Origin of the sequence: uncultured Serinicoccus sp., assembly GCF_947487915.1 — a bacterium.
Classification (GTDB): domain Bacteria; phylum Actinomycetota; class Actinomycetes; order Actinomycetales; family Dermatophilaceae; genus Ornithinicoccus.
Window position 1 is genome coordinate 66,669 of record NZ_CANKYH010000008.1, and the last position, 18,240, is coordinate 84,908.

Sequence of the window (18,240 nt, forward strand, 5' to 3'; positions counted from 1 at the left end):
GAGATTACCTCACGCTCCGGAGCGCCGCCAAAACACCCGTCTGCTGCCGGAGGTCGCCCGTAGCAGGTCTTGAACAGAAGATAGTAGGTCTACTACATTTCTTCCATGTCGTCCTCGCCTCCGGCGATCACCTGCCACGGCCTCACGATGTCCTACGGGGACCGCCTGGTCCTCGACGCCATCGACCTCGAGGTGCCCTCGGGTCAGGTGGTGGCCCTGCTGGGCCCCAACGGCGCGGGCAAGACGACGACGGTCGAGATCCTCGAGGGCTTCCGCCAGCCCTCCGCCGGCCGGGTCAGCGTGCTGGGCGAGGACCCGGCGACGGCCCCCGAGTCCTGGCGGGCCCGGGTGGGCGTGGTGCTGCAGAGCTGGCGCGACCACGGCACCTGGAAGGTGCGCGACCTCATCGAGGTCATGGGGGGCTACTACGCCCCCTACGCCACGACGGAGGTGCCCCGGCCCTGGTCGACCGAGGAGCTCCTGACCCGTGTGGGGCTCGCTCCGAAGGCGGACGGACGCATCGACAAGCTCTCGGGTGGCCAGCGCCGTCGCCTGGACGTGGCCATCGGTCTGGTCGGGCGTCCCGAGCTGCTCTTCCTGGACGAGCCGACGACCGGCCTGGACCCGGCCGGCCGGCGGGACATCCACGACCTCGTCGCGGATCTCGCCGACCTGCGGACGACCGTCCTGGTCACCACGCACGACCTCGCGGAGGCGGAGAAGATCGCGGACCGCCTGCTCATCCTGGCCGGGGGCCGCATCGTCGCCGACGGCACCCCGGACGCCCTGCGGCACCAGCTCTCGCGGTCCAGCGAGGTGCGGTGGCGCGACCGGGCGACGGGTCAGGTCACCGTGCACGCGGACGCCGACCCCACGGCATACCTCGCCCACCTGCTGGCCACCCGCCCGGGGGAGGTCGAGGTGCTCGAGGTGCGCGCCGCCTCCCTGGAGGACATCTACCTCGACATCGTCCGCCGCTCCGAGACCGACGACCACGTCGGCGACCACGCAGGCGACCTGGCCACCACCGCCCTGGAGGCCCTGCGATGACCACGGCCATCCCGACCGCCGTCGTCCGGTCCGCCGCGCGGCAGGCCCGCATCACGCTGGTCCGCAAGTACACCTCACCCGCCGGCCTGAGCGTCGTCGTCGTCTCGCTCCTGGTCCTCCTCGTGCTGTGGTTCCTGCGGGACGCCGAGTTCGGGGTCGCCCAGGTCGGCGCGACCGGCTACATCTTCAGCGGTTTCCTCGCCTTCGGCGTCATCTCGGCGGCCGTCCTCGGGGTCGCCGGCGAGCTGCAGGCCGAGCGTGAGGACGGCACCCTGCTCCGCGCCAAGGCGGTGCCCCACGGCATGACGGGCCACCTGCTCGCCAAGATCCTCGTCGCACCCTTCGACGCGCTCATCCCCATGCTGCCGGCCATCGTCGGGGCGGCGATCTTCCTGCCCGACGTCATGCCCGACGACGTCCTCGGGTGGGTGCTGCTGCTCGTCGTCTTCCTGCTGGGGGTGGTGACCATGCTCCCGTGGGGGGCGGTGCTCGGCTCGGTCTTCCGCACCATGATCGGCCTCGCGTGGGCGATGATGGCGATGTATGCCGTCGCCGCCCTCTCCGGGGTGTTCTACCCGGTCGGTGGCTGGCCGGCGCCGCTGCAGTGGGCCGCGCAGTGCAGCCCGCTCTACTGGATCGGGGTCGCGGTGCGCTCCGTCCTGCTGCCGCAGGAGGCGGCTGCGGCCGAGATCGGGGGCGAGTTCCGGCTCGGGCTGGCGCTGCTCGTCATCCTCGGGTGGGCGGTCGTCGGCCTGCTCGTCGCCCCGGTCCTGCTGCGCCGGATGGCGCGGCGGCAGTCCGGCAGCACCGTCCAGGCGGCCCGTGAGCGCGTCCTGGCGAAGGGCTACTGACCGCCCATGCCCAGCGAGGCACCGCCGCTGCACAACCGGATCGCGATGCTGCGGGTGGAGCGCGGCATCAGCCGCCGCGAGCTGGCCGAGGGGTTGGGCGTGCACTACCAGACGGTGGGCTATCTCGAGCGTGGCGAGTACAGCCCCTCCCTCGTCCTCGCGCTGCAGATCGCCGAGTTCTTCGCCGTGCCGGTCGAGACCATCTTCAGCCGCCGACCCTTCCCGCCCCTGGGCGGCTGAGCGGGGCGCCGACGATGGCGCTCGTCCCTGTCGCCACGCTACTATCAGCAGTAGTAGACAACAGAGAGGTACGGACGATGACCACCACCCAGAGCACCCTCCGCCCGATCGTCGTGGGCTTCGACGGGTCGCAGACCGCCCAGGACGCCGTCAGGTGGGCAGCCGCCGCGGCGGCCCGCCTGGTCGCACCCCTCGTGGTCCTGCACGCCGCCGACCGCATCGTCTACGCGCAGGACGTGTCCATCGGCATGTGGGACCCGGCCGTCGAGCACCAGCGGGCCCACGACCTGGCTGAGCAGGGCGCCGTCCTCGCCCGGGAGGAGCAGCCCGACCTCGAGGTCACCGCGAGGGGGTCCTTGCTCGGTCCCCGCCAGGCCCTCGACGAGGCGGCGGCCCAGGCGCAGGGCGTCGTCGTCGGCTCCCGCGGTTTCGGCCGCGTCCGCAGCACCCTGCTGGGCGCGACCGCCTACGGCCTCACCGGCCACGCCCGGTGCCCGGTCACCGTCGTGCCGGGACCCGCCGCCATGCCCGGGCCGGACGCCCGGGTGGTGGTCGGCGCGGACGGGTCGCCGGAGTCCGAGCGGGCGGCCGAGGCTGCCGCGAGGTGGGCCCAGGCGTGGGGCGCGGACCTGCTCGTCGTGAGCAGCTGGGAGCGGCCGACGACCGACCCGTGGGGTCTGAGCGTGGACGGTATGCGGTCGGTCGACGAGGCCGCCGAGGCGCGTCGCGAGGGAGCCGAGGCGCGGGCACGGCATACCGCGGACGCCGTCAGGGCCGCCTTCCCCGACCTGTCGGTCGACACCGCCACCCCCAGCGGACGCGCCGACGAGAACCTCGTGGAGGCCTCGGGCGACGCGGCGCTGCTGGTGCTGGGCAACCGCGGCAGCGGACGCCTGTCGTCCTTCCTGCTGGGGTCGACGACCCGCAACGTGCTGCACATGAGCATGGTGCCGGTGCACATCGTGCGCTGACCCCGGCCGTCGCCACCCGACCACCGGAGGCCGGCACACCTCACTCGTCGGAGAGCGTCACCTGGGCGCCTCCGACGAGGGCGGCGCAGATGTTGTAGAGGAAGGCCGAGAGCGTCGCCAGAGCGGTGAGCAGGAAGACGTTGAGCACGCCCAGCACCGCCGACAGGGCCATGACCCGGCTGAACCCGAGGTAGTCGGTGAGGTCGATGGTCGGGCCGCTGGCCTCGCCAGAGGTGATCTGGGCGAGGAAGCCGTTGATGGTGGAGAAGACGTTCATCCCGGACAGCACGGTCCACAGCACCGCCACCATGACGACGCCGGAGATCCCCAGCGCCACCGAGACGAGGAAGCTGATCTTCAGCACCGACCACGGGTCGATGCGCTGCGCGGTGAGGCGCACGCGGCGCGGGCCGCCGCGGCGCGGGGCCGGGCGGCCCGGCGGACGGTTGCCCGACGTGCGGGCCGTGCTCCCCTGGACCCCGTCGCGCGGGCTCGCGCCACGAGCCGTGGACCCACCCCGGCCCGCACTCGCCCCGGCGGCCGACCCCGAGGCCAGGCCGGCGGTGGCTCCGCGCAGGGCGCGGGCCTTGCGGGCGGCCAGGTCGCGGCCCTGAGCGGTGCGTGCGAGCGCCCCGTCCTTCATCTTGGTGGCCGCCGAGCGCTCGTCGCCCCCGTCCGGGGGGGTGGACGTCGTCTCGCGCTCGGGGGAGGAGCCGGCGTCGGTGTCACCGGCGGCCTTCTGGTGCACCTGCGTCTCGTCGGTCGAGGAGCGGGGCCCCGAGGGGCCCGGAGTGCTGCTCATGCGCCGTCGTCCTCCGTGCTCTCGGTGCTGTCGGTCTCAGAGCTCTCGGTGCCGTCGGCCGCATGCTCGCCGGCCGGCAGGGTGTCCTCGTTCTGACCCGACGGTACGCCATCGGCCTCGCGGACCGCGGCATCCGCGCCGTCGTCCGGCGCGAGGGTCTCGACCGCCTCGGCGGCCTCCTCGAGCTCCTCCTCGCCGGCCGCCTCGGCGTTGCGCGCGATCGCCAGGACCGCGTCGCCCCGTCCGGGGTTGGCGAAGCGCACACCGCTGGTGTCGCGACCGGTGACCCGGACCCCACGCTCGCCACCCACCCCCGAGCGCACGACGTTGCCGCGCTCGGTGAGCACGAGCACCTCGTCCGACTCGTCGACCAGCAGGGCACCGACGACGGGCCCGGCCTTCTCGGTGGCCTTGGCCACCTTGATGCCCAACCCGCCACGACCCTGCACGCGGTACTGCGACACGGGGGTGCGCTTGGCCATCCCGGTGGAGAACACCACGAAGACGTAGGGGTCGGTGCCCTCGGCGACCACCTGCATGGCGAGCAGCTGGTCGTCGCCGCGGAACTTCATCCCGGTCACGCCCGAGGTGGCCCGGCCCATGGGCCGCAGCATGTCGTCGGAGGCCGGGAAGCGCACGGACTGCCCACCGCGGGAGACCAGCAGGACGTCGTCGCTGCCGTGCGCCAGGGCGGCGCCGACCAGCTCGTCGCCCTCCCGCAGGTTGACCGCGATGAGCCCACCGGAGCGGGGGGAGTCGTAGTCGGTGAGCCGCGACTTCTTGACCAGGCCGTTCTTGGTCGCCAGCAGGAGGTAGGGCGCCTGCTCGTAGTCGCGCAGCGGCAGCACCGAGCGGATGCTCTCCCCGGGCTGGAAGGCCATGAGGTTGGCCACGTGCTGACCCTTGCCGGTCGGCCCCCCCTCGGGGAACTCGTAGGCCTTGGACCGGTAGACCCGGCCCTGGTCGGTGAAGAAGAGCATCCAGTGATGGGTGCTGGTGACGAAGAAGTGCTGCACCACGTCGTCGGCCCGCAGCGCCGCACCCCGGCGACCCTTGCCACCCCGGTGCTGCGCGCGGTACTCGCGCACCGGCGTCCGCTTGACGTAGCCGCCCCGGGTGATGGTGACGACGACGTCCTCCTCGGTGATGAGGTCCTCCATGGACATGTCGCCGTCGAAGAGGTCGATGGTGGTGCGCCGGTCGTCGCCGAACTTGTCGACGATCTCGGCGAGCTCGGTGGAGATGATCTCGCGCTGCCGCGCGGGGCTGGCCAGGATCGCCTCGAACTCGAGGATCTGCGCCTCCAGCTCGTCGTGATCGGCCTGGATACGGGCCCGCTCCAGGGCGGCCAGCCGGCGCAGCTGCAGGTCGAGGATGGCCCGGGCCTGCGCCTCGTCGATGCCCAGCAGCTCCATGAGCCCGTTGAGCGCCTCGTCCGCCGACGGGCTGCGCCGGATGAGCGCGATGACCGCGTCCAGCTGGTCCAGCGCCTTGAGGTAGCCCCGGTAGACGTGGATCCGCTTCTCGGCCTCCCGCAGGCGGTACTGCGTGCGCCGGACGATGACCTCGACCTGGTGGTCGACCCAGTGCCGGATGAACGCCGAGATCGGGAGCGTCCGCGGCACCCCGTCGACGAGCGCCAGCATGTTGGCGCCGAAGGACTGCTGCAGCTGGGTGTGCTTGTAGAGGTTGTTGAGCACGACCTTGGCGACGGCGTCCCGCTTGAGCACGATGACGAGGCGCTGCCCGGTGCGCCCGGAGGTCTCGTCGCGCAGGTCGGCGACACCGCTGAGCCTGCCGTCCTTGACGAGGTCGGCGATCTTCTTGGCCAGGCTGTCCGGGTTGACCTGGTAGGGCAGCTCGGTGGCCACGAGGCAGGTGCGGCCCTGGATCTCCTCCACCTCGACGACGGCCCGCATGATGATCGAGCCGCGGCCGGTGCGGTAGGCGTCCTCGATGCCCTTCTTGCCCATGATCAGGGCGCCGGTGGGGAAGTCCGGCCCCTTGATGATCCCGAGGAGCGCGTCCAGCAGCTCCTCCCGGGAGGCGTCCGGGTGCTGCAGCAGCCACTGCGCCCCCGCGGCGACCTCCCGCAGGTTGTGCGGGGGGATCTGCGTGGCCATCCCGACGGCGATCCCCGCCGAGCCGTTGACCAGCAGGTTCGGGAAGCGCGCGGGCAGCACCGCGGGCTCGCGGGTCTTGCCGTCGTAGTTGTCCACCATGTCGACGGTGTCCTCGCGGATGTCGCGCACCATCTCCATGGCCAGCGGGTGCAGGCGGCACTCGGTGTAGCGGGGCGCTGCCGCCGGGTCGTCCCCGGGGGTGCCGAAGTTGCCCTGCCCCTGCACCAGCGGATGCCGCATCGACCAGTCTTGCACGAGCCGGACCAGGGCGTCGTAGATCGCGCCGTCACCGTGCGGGTGGTACTGGCCCATGACGTCACCGACGACGCGAGAGCACTTGTTGAAGCCGCGGTCCGGGCGGTAGCCGCCGTCGTACATCGCGTAGAGCACCCGCCGGTGCACCGGCTTGAGACCGTCACGCACGTCGGGCAGGGCCCGGGAGACGATGACGCTCATCGCGTACTCGATGTAGCTGCGCTGCATCTCGGCGTTGATGTCGATCGGCTCGATCCGGTCGCCGGTGCCGGCCACCGCCGCCTCGAGGGCGGCGTCGGCGCTCTGCGCGGCGTTGGACGCGTCCGGGATCTCCGGCAGGTCGGGCAGGTCGGGGGTCTGGTCGTCAGCCATGGGTCCTTCGGGGTGCAGTCACGCGGATCGGGGGGTGTACGGGGGGCGGAGCCCTCGCATGATCAGATGTCCAGGAACCGGACGTCCCGGGCGTTGCGCTGGATGAACGCCCGCCGGGACTCGACGTCCTCGCCCATGAGGATCGCGAAGATCTCGTCCGCCTTGGCGGCGTCCTCCAGCGAGACCTGCAGGAGCACCCGGGTGTCCGGGTTCATCGTGGTGTCCCACAGCTCGCCGTAGTCCATCTCGCCCAGACCCTTGTAGCGCTGCACGCCGGTGTCCTTGGGCAGGCGCCATCCCTTGGCCGAACCGTCCTCGAGCAGGGCGTCGCGCTCGCGGTCGGTGAAGGCGAACTGGTGCTCGGCGTTGGTCCACTTGATCCGGTAGAGCGGCGGCTGGGCGAGGTAGACGTAGCCGGCCTCGATGAGCGGCTTCATGAACCGGAAGAGCAGCGTCAGCAGCAGGGTCCGGATGTGCAGGCCGTCGACGTCGGCGTCGGCCATGAGCACGATCTTGTGGTAGCGCGCCTTGGAGATGTCGAAGTCCTCGCCGATGCCGGTGCCGAACCCGCTGATCAGGGCCTGCACCTCCTGGTTGGCCAGGATCTTGTCCAGGCGGGCCTTCTCGACGTTGAGGATCTTGCCCCGGATGGGCAGGATCGCCTGGTTGTGCGGGTTGCGGCCGCGCACCGCCGAGCCGCCGGCCGAGTCGCCCTCGACGATGAAGACCTCGGAGATCGTCGGGTCGTTGGACTGGCAGTCGCGCAGCTTGCCAGGCAGTCCCCCGGACTCCAGCAGGCCCTTGCGCCGGGTGGCGTCCCGGGCCTTGCGGGCGGCGATCCGCGCCGTGGCGGCCTGGACCGCCTTGCCGACGATCTCCTTGCCCTCGCGAGGGTGCGCCTGCAGCCAGTGCCCGAACTCCTCGTACATCGCGGTCTGCACGAAGCCGCGCACCTCGGAGTTGCCGAGCTTGGTCTTGGTCTGGCCCTCGAACTGCGGCTCGCCCAGCTTGACGCTGATGACCGCGGTCAACCCCTCGCGGATGTCGTCACCGGTGAGGTTGGGGTCCTTCTCCTTGAGCAGCTTCTGGTCGCGGGCGAAGTCGTTGACCATGCGGGTCAGCGCCGACCGGAAGCCCTCCTCGTGGGTCCCGCCCTCGTGGGTGTTGATGGCGTTGGCGTAGGTGTGGACGGCCTCGGTGTAGGCGCCGGTCCACTGCATGGCGACCTCGAGGCTCAGCATGCGGCTCTCGTCCGTGCTCTCGAACGCGATGACCTCGGCGTGCACGGGCTCGCTGCGCTTGGACTTGTTGAGGTAGGTGACGTAGTCCAGCAGGCCGTTGTCGTAGCGGTAGGTGTGCGAGCGGCCGGTGCCCGACCCCGATCCCGCGCCGCCGCGCTCCAGGCCGGGAGTGGTGCCGTCCTCGTCGGCCTCGCCCTCTCCGTCCATGGGGTCGTCGTCCAGGGCGTCGACGTCGACCTGCACCTCGCTGGGCCGCTCGTCGGTGAGGGCGATGGTCAGGCCCTTGTTGAGGAAGGCCATCTGCTGGAACCGCGCCCGGACGGTCTCGTAGTCGAAGTCGACGGCGTCGAAGATGTCCGGGCTGGGCCAGAAGGTGATGGTCGTCCCGGTCTGCCGGTCGGCGTCCGAGGCGGGGTCGTCCTCGGACAGGGGGGCCTGCGGCACGCCCAGGTGGTAGGTCTGGGTGAAGACCTTGCCGCGCTGGCGCACCTCCACGTCCAGCCGCTCGGACAGCGCGTTGACCACCGAGGACCCGACGCCGTGCAGGCCGCCGGAGACCTTGTAGCCGCCGCCACCGAACTTGCCGCCGGCGTGCAGCTGGGTGAGGACGAGCTCGACGGCCGGCTTCTTCTCCACCGGGTGGATGTCGGTGGGGATGCCGCGCCCGTTGTCGCGCACCCGCACGGCCCCGTCGGCCCGCAGGGCCACGTCGATCCGGTCGGCCTCGCCGGCCAGCGCCTCGTCGACCGCGTTGTCCACGATCTCCCACACCAGGTGGTGCAGGCCGCGGGCCCCGGTGGAGCCGATGTACATCCCCGGCCGCTTGCGGACGGCCTCGAGGCCCTCCAGGACGGTGATCGCCGAGGCGTCGTAGGCCGAGGCCGTCGCGAGGGAGTCCGGTGCACCGGACGGGGGTGCCGCCTTCGGGAGCTCCGGCATGGCCGGCTCACCGCTGGCGTCGGGACTCGCTCCGTGCTCTGGTCCGGCACTGGACAAGGGGGCTCCTCGGGTGGATGTGTCAAAGACGTCTCAGTCTACCCTTTCCACCAGGCGGATCCGAGTTTCCCGGCGTGTGCCCCGGCGTCTGCGGCGTTCCAACGCCGACGAGAGCGCAGCGACCCCGCATCAGGCATCCCCCCACGCGCCCGGGGTCACGGACGCCAGGAGCGCGTCTCAGCCGTAGGTGTCGCGCGGCCCACGACCCCCGGAGGACAGCGGCCCCTTGCGCCAGTGCGGCCCGGCCGGCCCCTGCACGACGATCTCGGCGACGACGCCCTCCCCGACGAGCTCGTCGATCCGCGCCAGCACCGTGGACGTGAGCAGCCGCATCTGGGTGGCCCACGCGGTGGAGCGGGCGCGGACGGTGAGGGTGCTGCCCTCGAAGGCGACCACCTCCACCTGGTCGGCCACCTGGTCCCCGACGATCGCGCGCCACCGGCCGACGACACCGCCCACCTGCACCTCTCCGGCCCAGCCGCGACCGGCGACGAGCCGTTCCATCTCCTCGCCGAGCAGCTGCGGGTCGCGGCGGGCCCGCGGGTCGGGCTCCTCGCCGGCGCCCCCACCGCGACGTCGCCGCGAGCGTCCTGGTGAGCCGGGTCGCAGGCCCTTGTCGCGCGCGGTCCGGCGGGCGCGCGCGAGCGCCTCCTGGGCGGCGTCCATCGCCGGCTCGGCCGGGGCGGCCTCCCCGTCCCCGTCTCCCGGCCCCGCGGGCGGTCCTGCGCCCGTCATGGCTGCGCGGCCGTCTCCTCGGCGCCCGGCTGCTCGGCGGCCGGCTGAGCCGGCTCCGAGGCCCGGGCGGTCACCGAGCCGAGGGTCACGTCGAAGACCCGGCTCCCGGGCCCCAGCAGCCGACCGGGCACGTCCTCGGCCACCGCTGCGGTCACGAGCACCTGCTCGCAGTCCACGACGAGCCCGGCCAGCCGCTCGCGGCGGCCGGAGTCCAGCTCGGCGAAGACGTCGTCGAGGACCAGCACGGGGTCGGTGCCGAGGTCGTGCCGCAGCAGGTCGAAGCCGGCCAGCCGCAACGACAGGGCCAGGCTCCAGGACTCGCCGTGGCTGGCGTAGCCCTTGGCCGGCAGCTCGCCCAGTGCCAGCACCAGGTCGTCGCGGTGAGGTCCGACGAGGCATACCCCCCGCTCCTGCTCCTGCGTCCGCACCGCCTCGATCGACTGGAGGATGGTCGCGGTGAGCTCCTCCTGGGTCGGGACTTCTCCGGCGGCGACGGCCTCCGCCACGTCCGTGCCGGGGTCGAGACTGCTGCGGTAGGTCGCCCCGGCGCGGGTGTCGCTGTCGCTCAGGGTCCGGTATGCCTGCTCCAGGTAGGGGCGCAGGTCCCGCAGCAGCCGGAGCCGGGCGTAGAGCAGGGCGCCGCCGATCTGCGCGAGCTGCTCGTCGAAGACCGCGAGCGTCGCCAGGGCGCCGTCGCGGGCCTCCTCGAGGGTCTCCCCGGGGGCCAGCCGGGGCCCACCGGACCGTCGGGTGGGTGCGCGCCACAGGTGCCCGGCTTGCTTGAGCAACGCGCCGCGCTGGCGCACCGCCCTGTCGTAGTCGGCCCGGACCGCGGACCACCGCGGCTGTCGGGCGACGAGGAGGTCGTCGAGCAGCCGACGCCGCTCGCCCGGGTCCCCCTTGACGAGCGCGAGGTCCTCCGGGGCGAACAGCACGCTGCGCAGGGTGCCCAGGACGTCGCGCTGGCGGCCCACCGGAGCGCGGTTGAGCCGGGCCCGGTTGGCCCGCCCGGGCACGATCTCCAGCTCGACCAGCGACTCCCGGCCGTCCCGCACGACGGTGGCCCGCACGATGGCCGAGCCCGCCGCGCCGGCGCGCACCAGCGGCGCATCCTGCGCCACCCGGTGGCTGCTCAGGGTCGCGACGTAACCAGCGGCCTCGACGAGGTTGGTCTTGCCCTGCCCGTTGCGCCCGAGGAGCACGCTCACCCCGGGCCCCAGGTCCATCTCGGCGGCGGGGTAGCTACGGAAGTCGTTGACCTCCAGGTGTGTCAGGTGCACCGCTCTCGCATCGGCTCAGTGCGTGTCGCCGGTGCCGGAGGTCGGCCCGGACGCGTCCTCGGTGGCACCGGAGCCGGAGGACGGCCCGGCGTCGGGCGACGACGCCGCCTCGTCACCCTCCTGACGGGCACCAGGGCGCTGCTTGCTGTCGGAGTCCTTCTTCTTCGGCTCGGCGCCACCGTGCACCTCCTTCTGGTCCTGCTCCAGGTCGGCGTCGTCGAGCATCCGGACGTCGTGCCCGCCGAACTGGCCGCGCAGCGCGGCGACGGCCTGCATGGCGGGGGAGTTCTCCTGGCGGGAGGCGAAGCGGGCGAAGAGCGCGGCACTGATGACCGGCATCGGGACCGCGTTGTCGATGGCCTCCTCGACCGTCCACCGCCCCTCGCCGGAGTCGGTGGTGTAGGCGTCGATGCCCTCGAGCCCAGGGGTGTCGCCGAGGGCGCTGACCAGCAGGTCCAGCAGCCAGGAGCGCACCACCGTGCCGCGGCTCCAGGCCTGGAAGCACCCACGGACGTCGGTGACGATGTCCTTGGCCATGAGCAGCTCGAAGCCCTCGGCGTAGGCGTGCATGAGGCCGTACTCGATGCCGTTGTGGACCATCTTGGCGTAGTGACCGGCCCCGACCTCGCCGGCGTGCACGAAGCCCTCCTCACGGGGCCCCTCGGGGCGCAGCGCGTCGAAGATCGGCATGGCCTTCTCGACGTCCTCGTCCCGTCCGCCGCACATGAGGCCGTAGCCGTTGTCCAGGCCCCAGATGCCGCCGGAGACGCCGCAGTCGACGTAGCCGATGCCCTTGGGCTCCATCAGCGCATCCAGCTCACGGTCCTCGGTGTACTTGGAGTTGCCGCCCTCGATGATGAGGTCGCCCTCGCCGAGCAGCTCCCCGAGCTGCTCGACCGTGGACCGGGTCGGCTTGCCGTGGGGGACCATCACCCACACCACCCGTGGGGGCTCCAGGGCCTGCACCATCGACTCGACGTCGTCCACGTCCCGGAGGCTCTCGTCGAGGTCGAACCCGACGACCTCGTGCCCGGCGCGACGCAGCCGCTCGCGCATGTTGCTGCCCATCTTGCCCAGGCCGATCATGCCGATCTTCATCTGCTGCTCCTTCGGTGGGTGGTGATCTGGTGGCGTCGGGTCAGCCGGCGAAACGTACCGGCATGAGGACGTACCGGTAGGAGTCGTCGGCATCCCCGTCGAGCTCGGCCTGGCCGGAGATCACGGCCGGGCGTGAGGGCTGGGTGAACGACAGCCGGGTGTAGGGCTGTCCGAGGACCCCGAGCCCGTCGAGGAGGAACTGCGGGTTGAAGGCGATCTCGAGCTCCGGACCCTCCAGGGTGGCCTCCACTGCCTCGCTGCCCTGGGCGTCGTCGCCCGTGCCGGCCTCGATGGCCAGCTGGCCGTCGGTGAACCGCAGCCGCACCGGGGTGTTGCGCTCGGCCACCAGCGCGACGCGGCGCACCGCCTCGATGAAGGACTGGGTGTCCACGACCGCGACGCTGTCGACGGAGGAGGGGAAGATCGAGGTGACCTTGGGGTACTCGCCGTCCAGCAGCCGGGTGGTCGTGCGGCGACGGCCCGCCTCGAAGCCGACCAGGCCGTCACCCCGCCCCGCGGCCCCGAGCGAGAGCTCGACCGCCGCGCTGGCGCCCAAGGACTTCGCGGTCTCGGAGAGGGTGCGTGCGGGGATGAGGCACACGTGGTCCGCGTCCGGGCTGCCCGGCGACCAGGTCAGCTCCCGCTGGGCCAGGCGGTAGCGGTCGGTGGCCAGCATGGTGATCCGCTCGCCGTCGATCTGGACCCGCACCCCGGTGAGGATCGGCAGCGTGTCGCCGCGGTCGGCCGCGATGGAGACCTGGTTGACCGCCTGGGTGAAGGCGTCACCGGGGACCGACCCGCTGGTCTCCGCCTGCGCCGGCAGCTGGGGGTAGTCGGCCACCGGCATCTGGATGAGGGCGAACCGGCTCGAACCACAGGTGAGCGAGACCTTCGCGCCGTCGGTGGACACCTCCACCGGCTTGGCAGGCAGGTTGCGGGCGATGTCGGCCAGCAGCCGGCCGAGCACCAGCACCTGACCACCCTCGGACACCTCGGCCTCGACGGTGACCGTGGCGGAGACCTCGTAGTCGTAGGCGGAGAACGTCAGGGTGCCCTCGGGGTCGGCCGTCAGCAGCACACCGGCCAGCACCGGTACGGGGGGACGGCTGGAGAGGCCGCGTACGACCCACGCCACCGCCTCGGAGAGCACATCGCGCTCGACACGAAACTTCACGACACCTGGAACCTTCCGCACTGTGTGGTCTTCGGGGCAACTCTGCCACGAACCCCCCGGTCCCGCTGCAGCACGTCCCCAGGGACGTAGGAGGATCATCATCGGGGAGGAGAGTGTTCGTCATCGTCATCGGGCCTGTGGATCCTGTGGACAACCCGGGTTCGAGAGCCTGTCGACGCAGGTGGGCGGGCGTGCCGAGCAGGGGGCGGCCCTGTGCACACCACGTGCAGGGACCGGTGGAGCACGAGGTGCTGCCTGGGGACGGATCGGCGCGCTCCCCAGGCAGCCGGCGGCCCTGCACCGTCCTTCCCCATGCTGACCTGCGTCGATGCCCAGCTTCTCCACACCTCGTGCACACCCGGATCACCGGTCTTCGGGCATGCGGGAGCGGTGGGGGGAGGAACGCGTGTGGCGGCGGTGAACGCTGAGCCGCAACTCACAGGGTTATCCACAGGTGTGGACAGAGGGGTGGGCGGAGGATCAGCGCTGGGAGGCGCGCCGGATGCGTCCGGTGAGCTCGGCGATCTGGTCGTAGAGCGCGCGTCGCTCGCCGATCTGGCCGCGGATCTTGCGCTCGGCGTGCATGACCGTCGTGTGGTCGCGACCGCCGAACTCCTGGCCGATCTTGGGCAGCGAGAGGTCGGTGAGCTCACGGCACAGGTACATCGCGATCTGCCGGGCGTTGACCAGGGTCCGGGACCGCGAGGTCCCGCACAGCTCCTCGATGGTGATCTGGAAGTACTCCGAGACCTCGCGGATGATCGTCGACACGGTGATCTGGGCCGTCTCGCTGCCCGGGACGATGTCCTTGAGCACGTGGGCCGCCAGGTCGGCGTCGGCGGGCTGGGAGGACAGCGAGGCGAAGGCCGTCACCCGGATGAGGGCGCCCTCGAGCTCGCGGATGTTGGTGGTGATGCGGCTGGCGATGTGCTCCAGGACCTCGTCAGGCAGCTGCATACCCTCTTGCGCCGCCTTCTTGCGCAGGATGGCGATGCGCGTCTCGAGGTCCGGTGGCTGCACGTCGGTGAGCAGTCCCCACTCGAAGCGGCTGCGCATGCGCTCGGCGAACCCGGACAGCCGCTTGGGCGGCTGGTCGGAGGTGATGACCACCTGCTTCTCGCTGTTGTGCAGCGTGTTGAAGGTGTGGAAGAACTCCTCGACCGTCTGCTCCTTGCCCTGCAGGAACTGGATGTCGTCCACCAGCAGGAAGTCGACGTTGCGGTAGCGGCGCTGGAACGCCCCGGCCTTGTCGTCACGGATGGAGTTGATGAAGTCGTTGGTGAACTCCTCGGAGTTCACGTAGCGCACGCGCACCCCGGGGTAGAGCTTGCGGGCGTAGTGACCGATGGCGTGCAGCAGGTGGGTCTTGCCGAGCCCGGACTCCCCGTAGATGAACAGCGGGTTGTAGGCGCGGGCCGGCGACTCGGCCACCGCCAGCGAGGCGGCGTGCGCGAACCGGTTGGACGGACCGGACACGAAGGTGTCGAAGGTGTACTTGGGGTTGAGCCGCGCCTCGTCCGCGGCACCGGTGACTGCGGGACCGGCCGGGGTCGCGGGGCGGGGGATGCCGTTGCCCGAGGCGGCCGCTCCGGCGCCGTTGCGCGCCGCCGCGGACGCGGGTGCCGCTGCCGACGAGCTGGGCTGGGAGGCCGGCCGGGTGAGCGACTCCCGACTCAGGGGGTCGTCGTCGCTGTCGTCGGCCTCCTCCTCCACCTGCTGGCGGAGGTCGTCGTCGACGGTGATGGCCAACCGGATCTCCCGCGCCAGCTCGCGGGAGAGCAGGTCCACGATCGGTTGGCGCAGGCGCGTCTCGAGCAGCTCCTTGGTGTGCGGGTAGGGCACCGCGAGGAGCACCGTCGTGTCCAGCACCCCGACCATGCGGGTGATCCGCAGGAACGCCTTCTCCCGGGCCCCCAGCCCGTTGGCCTCGAGCGCCGAGACGACCCGCCCCCAGGTGTCGTCCGCGTCGGTCGAGGGTGAGGACATGGGTGGGCTCAGCCCCCTCTCGAACGGACGAAGACGATCGTGGTGGCATTCGTCCACAGTGTTATCCACAGGATGTGGACGAAGCGGTGGAGATGTGCCGGAAGCGCCGACGCTAACAAGCAGCGACCGTGACCCGCAAGTGGCGGGGTGGAGGATCGCGCTCCTCCCGGCGTGTCGTCGACGACGCCGTGCCGGTCATCGGCAAGATGCGGAGTTTGCCCTGCGTCATCGGCGCGACCCGGCGCAGTTTGACCGGCGAGGACGCCCTCCCGTACCGTGGAGCAGGCCGTTTCTCGGCCGCTTTCGCCTGCCCGTGCCTGGACGTCTCCGCCCTCGTGCGCGGGCTCCCGTTGGCGGCCGACCCGGCCCTGCCGACCGTACCGCCAGCACCGACCGGAGTAGTGATGAGCAAGCGCACCTTCCAGCCGAACAACCGCCGTCGCGCCAAGAAGCACGGCTTCCGCCTGCGCATGCGCACCCGTGCCGGACGCAGCATCCTCAACGCTCGTCGCCGCAAGGGCCGTTCCTCCATCTCGGCCTGAGCCGTCGGCACCGCCGGCGCTGCGTCCATGCTTGCGCGCCGCCACCGCCTGACCTCGGGAGACGACTTCCGTTCGGTCCTGCGGGGGCGTGGTGACGGGCGACGGCGCCAGCGGGCCGGCACCGACCTCCTCGTCGTGCACGTCTGCCTGCCCCGACCCGACGCGACTGCCGTCGCGTCCGTCGGCCCGTGCCCGCGTGTGGGGTTCGTCGTCTCCAAGGCGGTCGGCAACTCGGTCGTCCGCCACCGCACCGTGCGTCGTCTGAGGCACCTCGTGGCGGACCGGGTCGGCGACCTCCCTCCGGCCGCGGACGTGGTCGTCCGGGCGCTGCCGCCCGCGGCGGGGGCGACGTCGGCCGAGCTCGGGGCCGCCCTCGACCAGGCTCTCGGGCGTGCTCTGACGAGGCGCTCATGACCGGCCGGTCGGCCGGTGGCACCGGTGAGCAGCTGCGTGACGTCCACCGCGGCGGGGTGGGACCCGGGGAACGCCGCAGCGTCCTCGCTCGTCCTCTGGTGTGGTTGGTGCGGATCTACCAGTGGACGGTCTCACCGCTGCTGGGGCCGGTATGCCGGTACTACCCCTCGTGCAGCGCCTATGGTGTGACGGCGCTCGAGCGGCACGGCCTGGCGCGTGGCGGCTGGCTGACCGTGCGCCGGATCCTGCGCTGCCACCCGTGGGCGGCCGGTGGCGTCGACCACGTGCCACCACGGCATACCGACGCCTCCACGCCTGACCCGTCCGGGGACCGCCCCGGACCCTCCACCTCGGTGGGCGGCTCTGCCGCGCACCGCCGACCTTGAGGACCGCATGGGATTCTTCGACACCCTCCTCTTCCCGTTCATCTGGTTCGACTCCGCCATCCTCGTGGGGTTCGAGTGGTTGCTGACCCGGCTGGGTCTGCCGGACACCAGCGGGTGGACCTGGGTGCTGGCCATCGTCGGCCTCGTCGTGACGCTGCGCGCGCTCCTGACCCCGCTGATGATCCGGCAGATCAAGAGCCAGCGACGGCTGCAGATCGTCCAGCCCGAGCTGATGAAGATCCAGGCGAGGTACAAGGGGAAGAAGGACCAGGCCAGCCAGAAGGCCTTCCAGGAGGAGACCTTCGGCCTCTACCGGGAGGCGGGGGCCAACCCGTTCGGGGCGTGCCTGCCCATCCTCATCCAGATGCCGTTCTTCTTCGCGCTCTTCCGGCTGCTCAACACCGCGGAGACCGTCTCCCGGGGGGAGATCGAGCCGCTGGGCCTCTTCACCCGGGAGCTGGCCAGCAAGATGGCCGGGTCGGAGATCTTCGGCGCCGGCCTCACCTCGACCTTCCTGCACGACCAGGACCTGTCGGCCAAGATCCTCTCCCTCGTCCTCATCATCGTGATGTCGGGGACGCAGTTCATCACCAGCCACCAGCTCATGCGGCAGAACATGTCGCCCGAGGCCCTCAACAGCCCGATGGCCCGGCAGCAGCAGATCCTCATCTACGTCCTGCCCGTCGTCTTCGCGGTCACCGGCGTCAACTTCCCCGTGGCGCTGCTCATCTACTGGACGGTCAGCAACTTCTGGACGATGGGGCAGCAGTTCTTCGTCATCCGCAACATGCCGGCGCCGAACACCCCGGCCGAGGAGAAGTACAAGGCCCGCATGGCGCGCAAGGGCAAGACCGCCCTGGGCGTCCAGCTCAAGAACCCCAACTTCATGGCCGAGCGTGAGGCGGCCCAGGCGCAGGTCCAGGCGCGCGTGGCCGGCCAGCGGGCCCAGCCCAAGAGCAAGAAGCGCCGCAAGAAGCGCTGACCGCGCGCCGCCCCTCCCGCGCGGCCCCGACCGACCCGACCGCCCTCGAGACAGGAGTGCAGATGAGCACCACGAACGACACCGACATCGCGACCACCGACAGTGCGACCACCGACGAGCAGGCGGTGACCGAGCAGCCCACGCCGGAGGAGCCCGCCCAGGACGGGCCGGCCACCGAGGAGCAGGGCGGCACGGCGGAGTCCGAGGACGCCTCGGATGTGACGCAGGTCACATCTCAGGTTTCGGCGGAGACAGCGAAGGGTGGCGCCTCGCCCGACCTCGTCCGTGAGGGCGAGGTGGCGGCGGACTTCCTGGAGACCCTCCTCGACATCGCCGATCTCGACGGAGACCTCGAGGTGGACGTGGACGGTGACCGCGCCGCCGTGGCTCTCGTCGACTCCGAGGACGGTGCGGCGCCCCGCCGGCTGGTCGGCCAGGGCGGGTCGGTCCTCGAGGCGCTCCAGGAGCTGACCCGGCTGGCCGTGCAGGCCGAGACCGGGGAGCGCAGCCGGCTCATGCTGGACGTGGCCGGCTACCGCGCGGACCGTCGCAGTGCCCTGGTGGGCCAGGCCCGCAGCGCCATCGCGGAGGTCAAGGAGTCCGGGGAGCGCCGGGACCTGGAGCCGATGACCGCCTTCGAGCGCAAGGTGGTGCACGACGAGGTGCTGGCGGCAGGGCTCACCTCGGAGTCCGAGGGTGTGGAGCCCTCGCGCCACGTGGTCATCCTGCCGGCTGACTGACG

General features: G+C 71.7%; 17 protein-coding genes. 9 read left to right on the forward strand and 8 right to left on the reverse strand.

The genetic code is table 11. The features are described 5' to 3' along the window. The first annotated feature begins 105 nt into the window (after positions 1-105). The 4 genes from Q0795_RS11785 (at position 106) to Q0795_RS11800 (ending at position 3,112) form a co-directional block, all read left to right on the forward strand. Entirely contained in the window at positions 106-1,050 is a 945-nt protein-coding gene (locus Q0795_RS11785; protein WP_298889878.1) for an ABC transporter ATP-binding protein, read from the forward strand. Next, positions 1,047-1,901: an ABC transporter permease gene (locus Q0795_RS11790; protein ID WP_298889879.1), complete on the forward strand. Its 855-nt coding sequence runs from the start codon at positions 1,047-1,049 to the stop codon at positions 1,899-1,901. Before Q0795_RS11785 ends, Q0795_RS11790 begins: the two co-directional genes overlap by 4 nt. Before the next feature lie 6 nt (positions 1,902-1,907). Then, positions 1,908-2,141 (forward strand): helix-turn-helix transcriptional regulator, encoded by a 234-nt coding sequence (locus Q0795_RS11795; protein WP_298889880.1) that lies wholly within the window; start codon positions 1,908-1,910, stop codon positions 2,139-2,141. Positions 2,142-2,218: 77 nt separating this feature from the next. Next, a complete protein-coding gene (locus Q0795_RS11800) occupies positions 2,219-3,112 on the forward strand; it encodes a universal stress protein (protein WP_298889881.1) in 894 nt (297 codons plus the stop codon). 40 nt (positions 3,113-3,152) lie between these two features. Here Q0795_RS11800 and Q0795_RS11805 read toward each other — a convergent pair whose 3' ends face one another. From Q0795_RS11805 to dnaA, 8 genes are all read right to left on the reverse strand, one after another. Continuing rightward, entirely contained in the window at positions 3,153-3,914 is a 762-nt protein-coding gene (locus Q0795_RS11805) for a DUF3566 domain-containing protein (RefSeq protein ID WP_298889882.1), read from the reverse strand. Continuing rightward, on the reverse strand, positions 3,911-6,664 hold the full coding sequence (gene gyrA, locus Q0795_RS11810; RefSeq protein ID WP_298889883.1) for a DNA gyrase subunit A: 2,754 nt from the start codon (positions 6,662-6,664) through the stop codon (positions 3,911-3,913). Before gyrA ends, Q0795_RS11805 begins: the two co-directional genes overlap by 4 nt. Before the next feature lie 62 nt (positions 6,665-6,726). Continuing rightward, the gene (gene gyrB, locus Q0795_RS11815) at positions 6,727-8,844 is read right to left on the reverse strand and encodes a DNA topoisomerase (ATP-hydrolyzing) subunit B (protein WP_298889884.1); all 2,118 of its coding nucleotides are present in this window, start codon (positions 8,842-8,844) and stop codon (positions 6,727-6,729) included. A gap of 234 nt (positions 8,845-9,078) precedes the next feature. Further along, complete coding sequence (locus Q0795_RS11820) at positions 9,079-9,636, reverse strand: DciA family protein (protein ID WP_298889885.1); 558 nt, start codon at positions 9,634-9,636, stop codon at positions 9,079-9,081. Then, positions 9,633-10,916 carry a DNA replication/repair protein RecF gene (gene recF, locus Q0795_RS11825; RefSeq protein ID WP_298889886.1) on the reverse strand — a complete coding sequence of 428 codons (1,284 nt, stop codon included), beginning with the start codon at positions 10,914-10,916 and terminating at the stop codon, positions 9,633-9,635. Before recF ends, Q0795_RS11820 begins: the two co-directional genes overlap by 4 nt. A 15-nt stretch (positions 10,917-10,931) precedes the next feature. Then, positions 10,932-12,014, reverse strand: coding sequence for a phosphogluconate dehydrogenase (NAD(+)-dependent, decarboxylating) (gene gnd / locus Q0795_RS11830; protein WP_298889887.1), 1,083 nt, complete (start codon positions 12,012-12,014; stop codon positions 10,932-10,934). A 40-nt stretch (positions 12,015-12,054) separates the two neighbouring features. After that, positions 12,055-13,188, reverse strand: a complete 1,134-nt coding sequence (gene dnaN, locus Q0795_RS11835; protein WP_298889888.1) for a DNA polymerase III subunit beta — start codon at positions 13,186-13,188, stop codon at positions 12,055-12,057. A 480-nt stretch (positions 13,189-13,668) separates the two neighbouring features. After that, positions 13,669-15,174, reverse strand: a complete 1,506-nt coding sequence (gene dnaA / locus Q0795_RS11840; RefSeq protein ID WP_298889889.1) for a chromosomal replication initiator protein DnaA — start codon at positions 15,172-15,174, stop codon at positions 13,669-13,671. 404 nt (positions 15,175-15,578) lie between these two features. Between dnaA and rpmH the strand changes: the two genes are divergently transcribed. From rpmH to Q0795_RS11865, 5 genes are all read left to right on the forward strand, one after another. After that, positions 15,579-15,716, forward strand: a complete 138-nt coding sequence (gene rpmH / locus Q0795_RS11845) for a 50S ribosomal protein L34 (protein WP_058892008.1) — start codon at positions 15,579-15,581, stop codon at positions 15,714-15,716. Positions 15,717-15,743: 27 nt separating this feature from the next. Beyond that, entirely contained in the window at positions 15,744-16,130 is a 387-nt protein-coding gene (locus Q0795_RS11850; RefSeq protein WP_298889890.1) for a ribonuclease P protein component, read from the forward strand. Further along, positions 16,127-16,516 carry a membrane protein insertion efficiency factor YidD gene (gene yidD / locus Q0795_RS11855; protein ID WP_298889891.1) on the forward strand — a complete coding sequence of 130 codons (390 nt, stop codon included), beginning with the start codon at positions 16,127-16,129 and terminating at the stop codon, positions 16,514-16,516. The genes Q0795_RS11850 and yidD overlap by 4 nt, the downstream gene beginning before the upstream one ends. Before the next feature lie 7 nt (positions 16,517-16,523). Continuing rightward, a complete protein-coding gene (gene yidC, locus Q0795_RS11860) occupies positions 16,524-17,498 on the forward strand; it encodes a membrane protein insertase YidC (protein WP_298889893.1) in 975 nt (324 codons plus the stop codon). Positions 17,499-17,560: 62 nt separating this feature from the next. Then, a complete protein-coding gene (locus tag Q0795_RS11865) occupies positions 17,561-18,238 on the forward strand; it encodes a R3H domain-containing nucleic acid-binding protein (RefSeq protein ID WP_298889895.1) in 678 nt (225 codons plus the stop codon). Positions 18,239-18,240: the final 2 nt, after the last annotated feature.

Coding starts and splice junctions, on each gene's coding strand:
- Q0795_RS11785 (WP_298889878.1), top strand. CDS start 106: ATGTCGTCCTCGCCTCCGGCGATCACCTGCCACGGCCTCACGATGTCC.
- Q0795_RS11790 (WP_298889879.1), top strand. CDS start 1,047: ATGACCACGGCCATCCCGACCGCCGTCGTCCGGTCCGCCGCGCGGCAG.
- Q0795_RS11795 (WP_298889880.1), top strand. CDS start 1,908: ATGCCCAGCGAGGCACCGCCGCTGCACAACCGGATCGCGATGCTGCGG.
- Q0795_RS11800 (WP_298889881.1), top strand. CDS start 2,219: ATGACCACCACCCAGAGCACCCTCCGCCCGATCGTCGTGGGCTTCGAC.
- Q0795_RS11805 (WP_298889882.1), bottom strand. CDS start 3,914: ATGAGCAGCACTCCGGGCCCCTCGGGGCCCCGCTCCTCGACCGACGAG.
- gyrA (WP_298889883.1), bottom strand. CDS start 6,664: ATGGCTGACGACCAGACCCCCGACCTGCCCGACCTGCCGGAGATCCCG.
- gyrB (WP_298889884.1), bottom strand. CDS start 8,844: ATGCCGGAGCTCCCGAAGGCGGCACCCCCGTCCGGTGCACCGGACTCC.
- Q0795_RS11820 (WP_298889885.1), bottom strand. CDS start 9,636: ATGACGGGCGCAGGACCGCCCGCGGGGCCGGGAGACGGGGACGGGGAG.
- gnd (WP_298889887.1), bottom strand. CDS start 12,014: ATGAAGATCGGCATGATCGGCCTGGGCAAGATGGGCAGCAACATGCGC.
- dnaA (WP_298889889.1), bottom strand. CDS start 15,174: ATGTCCTCACCCTCGACCGACGCGGACGACACCTGGGGGCGGGTCGTC.
- rpmH (WP_058892008.1), top strand. CDS start 15,579: ATGAGCAAGCGCACCTTCCAGCCGAACAACCGCCGTCGCGCCAAGAAG.
- Q0795_RS11850 (WP_298889890.1), top strand. CDS start 15,744: ATGCTTGCGCGCCGCCACCGCCTGACCTCGGGAGACGACTTCCGTTCG.
- yidD (WP_298889891.1), top strand. CDS start 16,127: ATGACCGGCCGGTCGGCCGGTGGCACCGGTGAGCAGCTGCGTGACGTC.
- yidC (WP_298889893.1), top strand. CDS start 16,524: ATGGGATTCTTCGACACCCTCCTCTTCCCGTTCATCTGGTTCGACTCC.
- Q0795_RS11865 (WP_298889895.1), top strand. CDS start 17,561: ATGAGCACCACGAACGACACCGACATCGCGACCACCGACAGTGCGACC.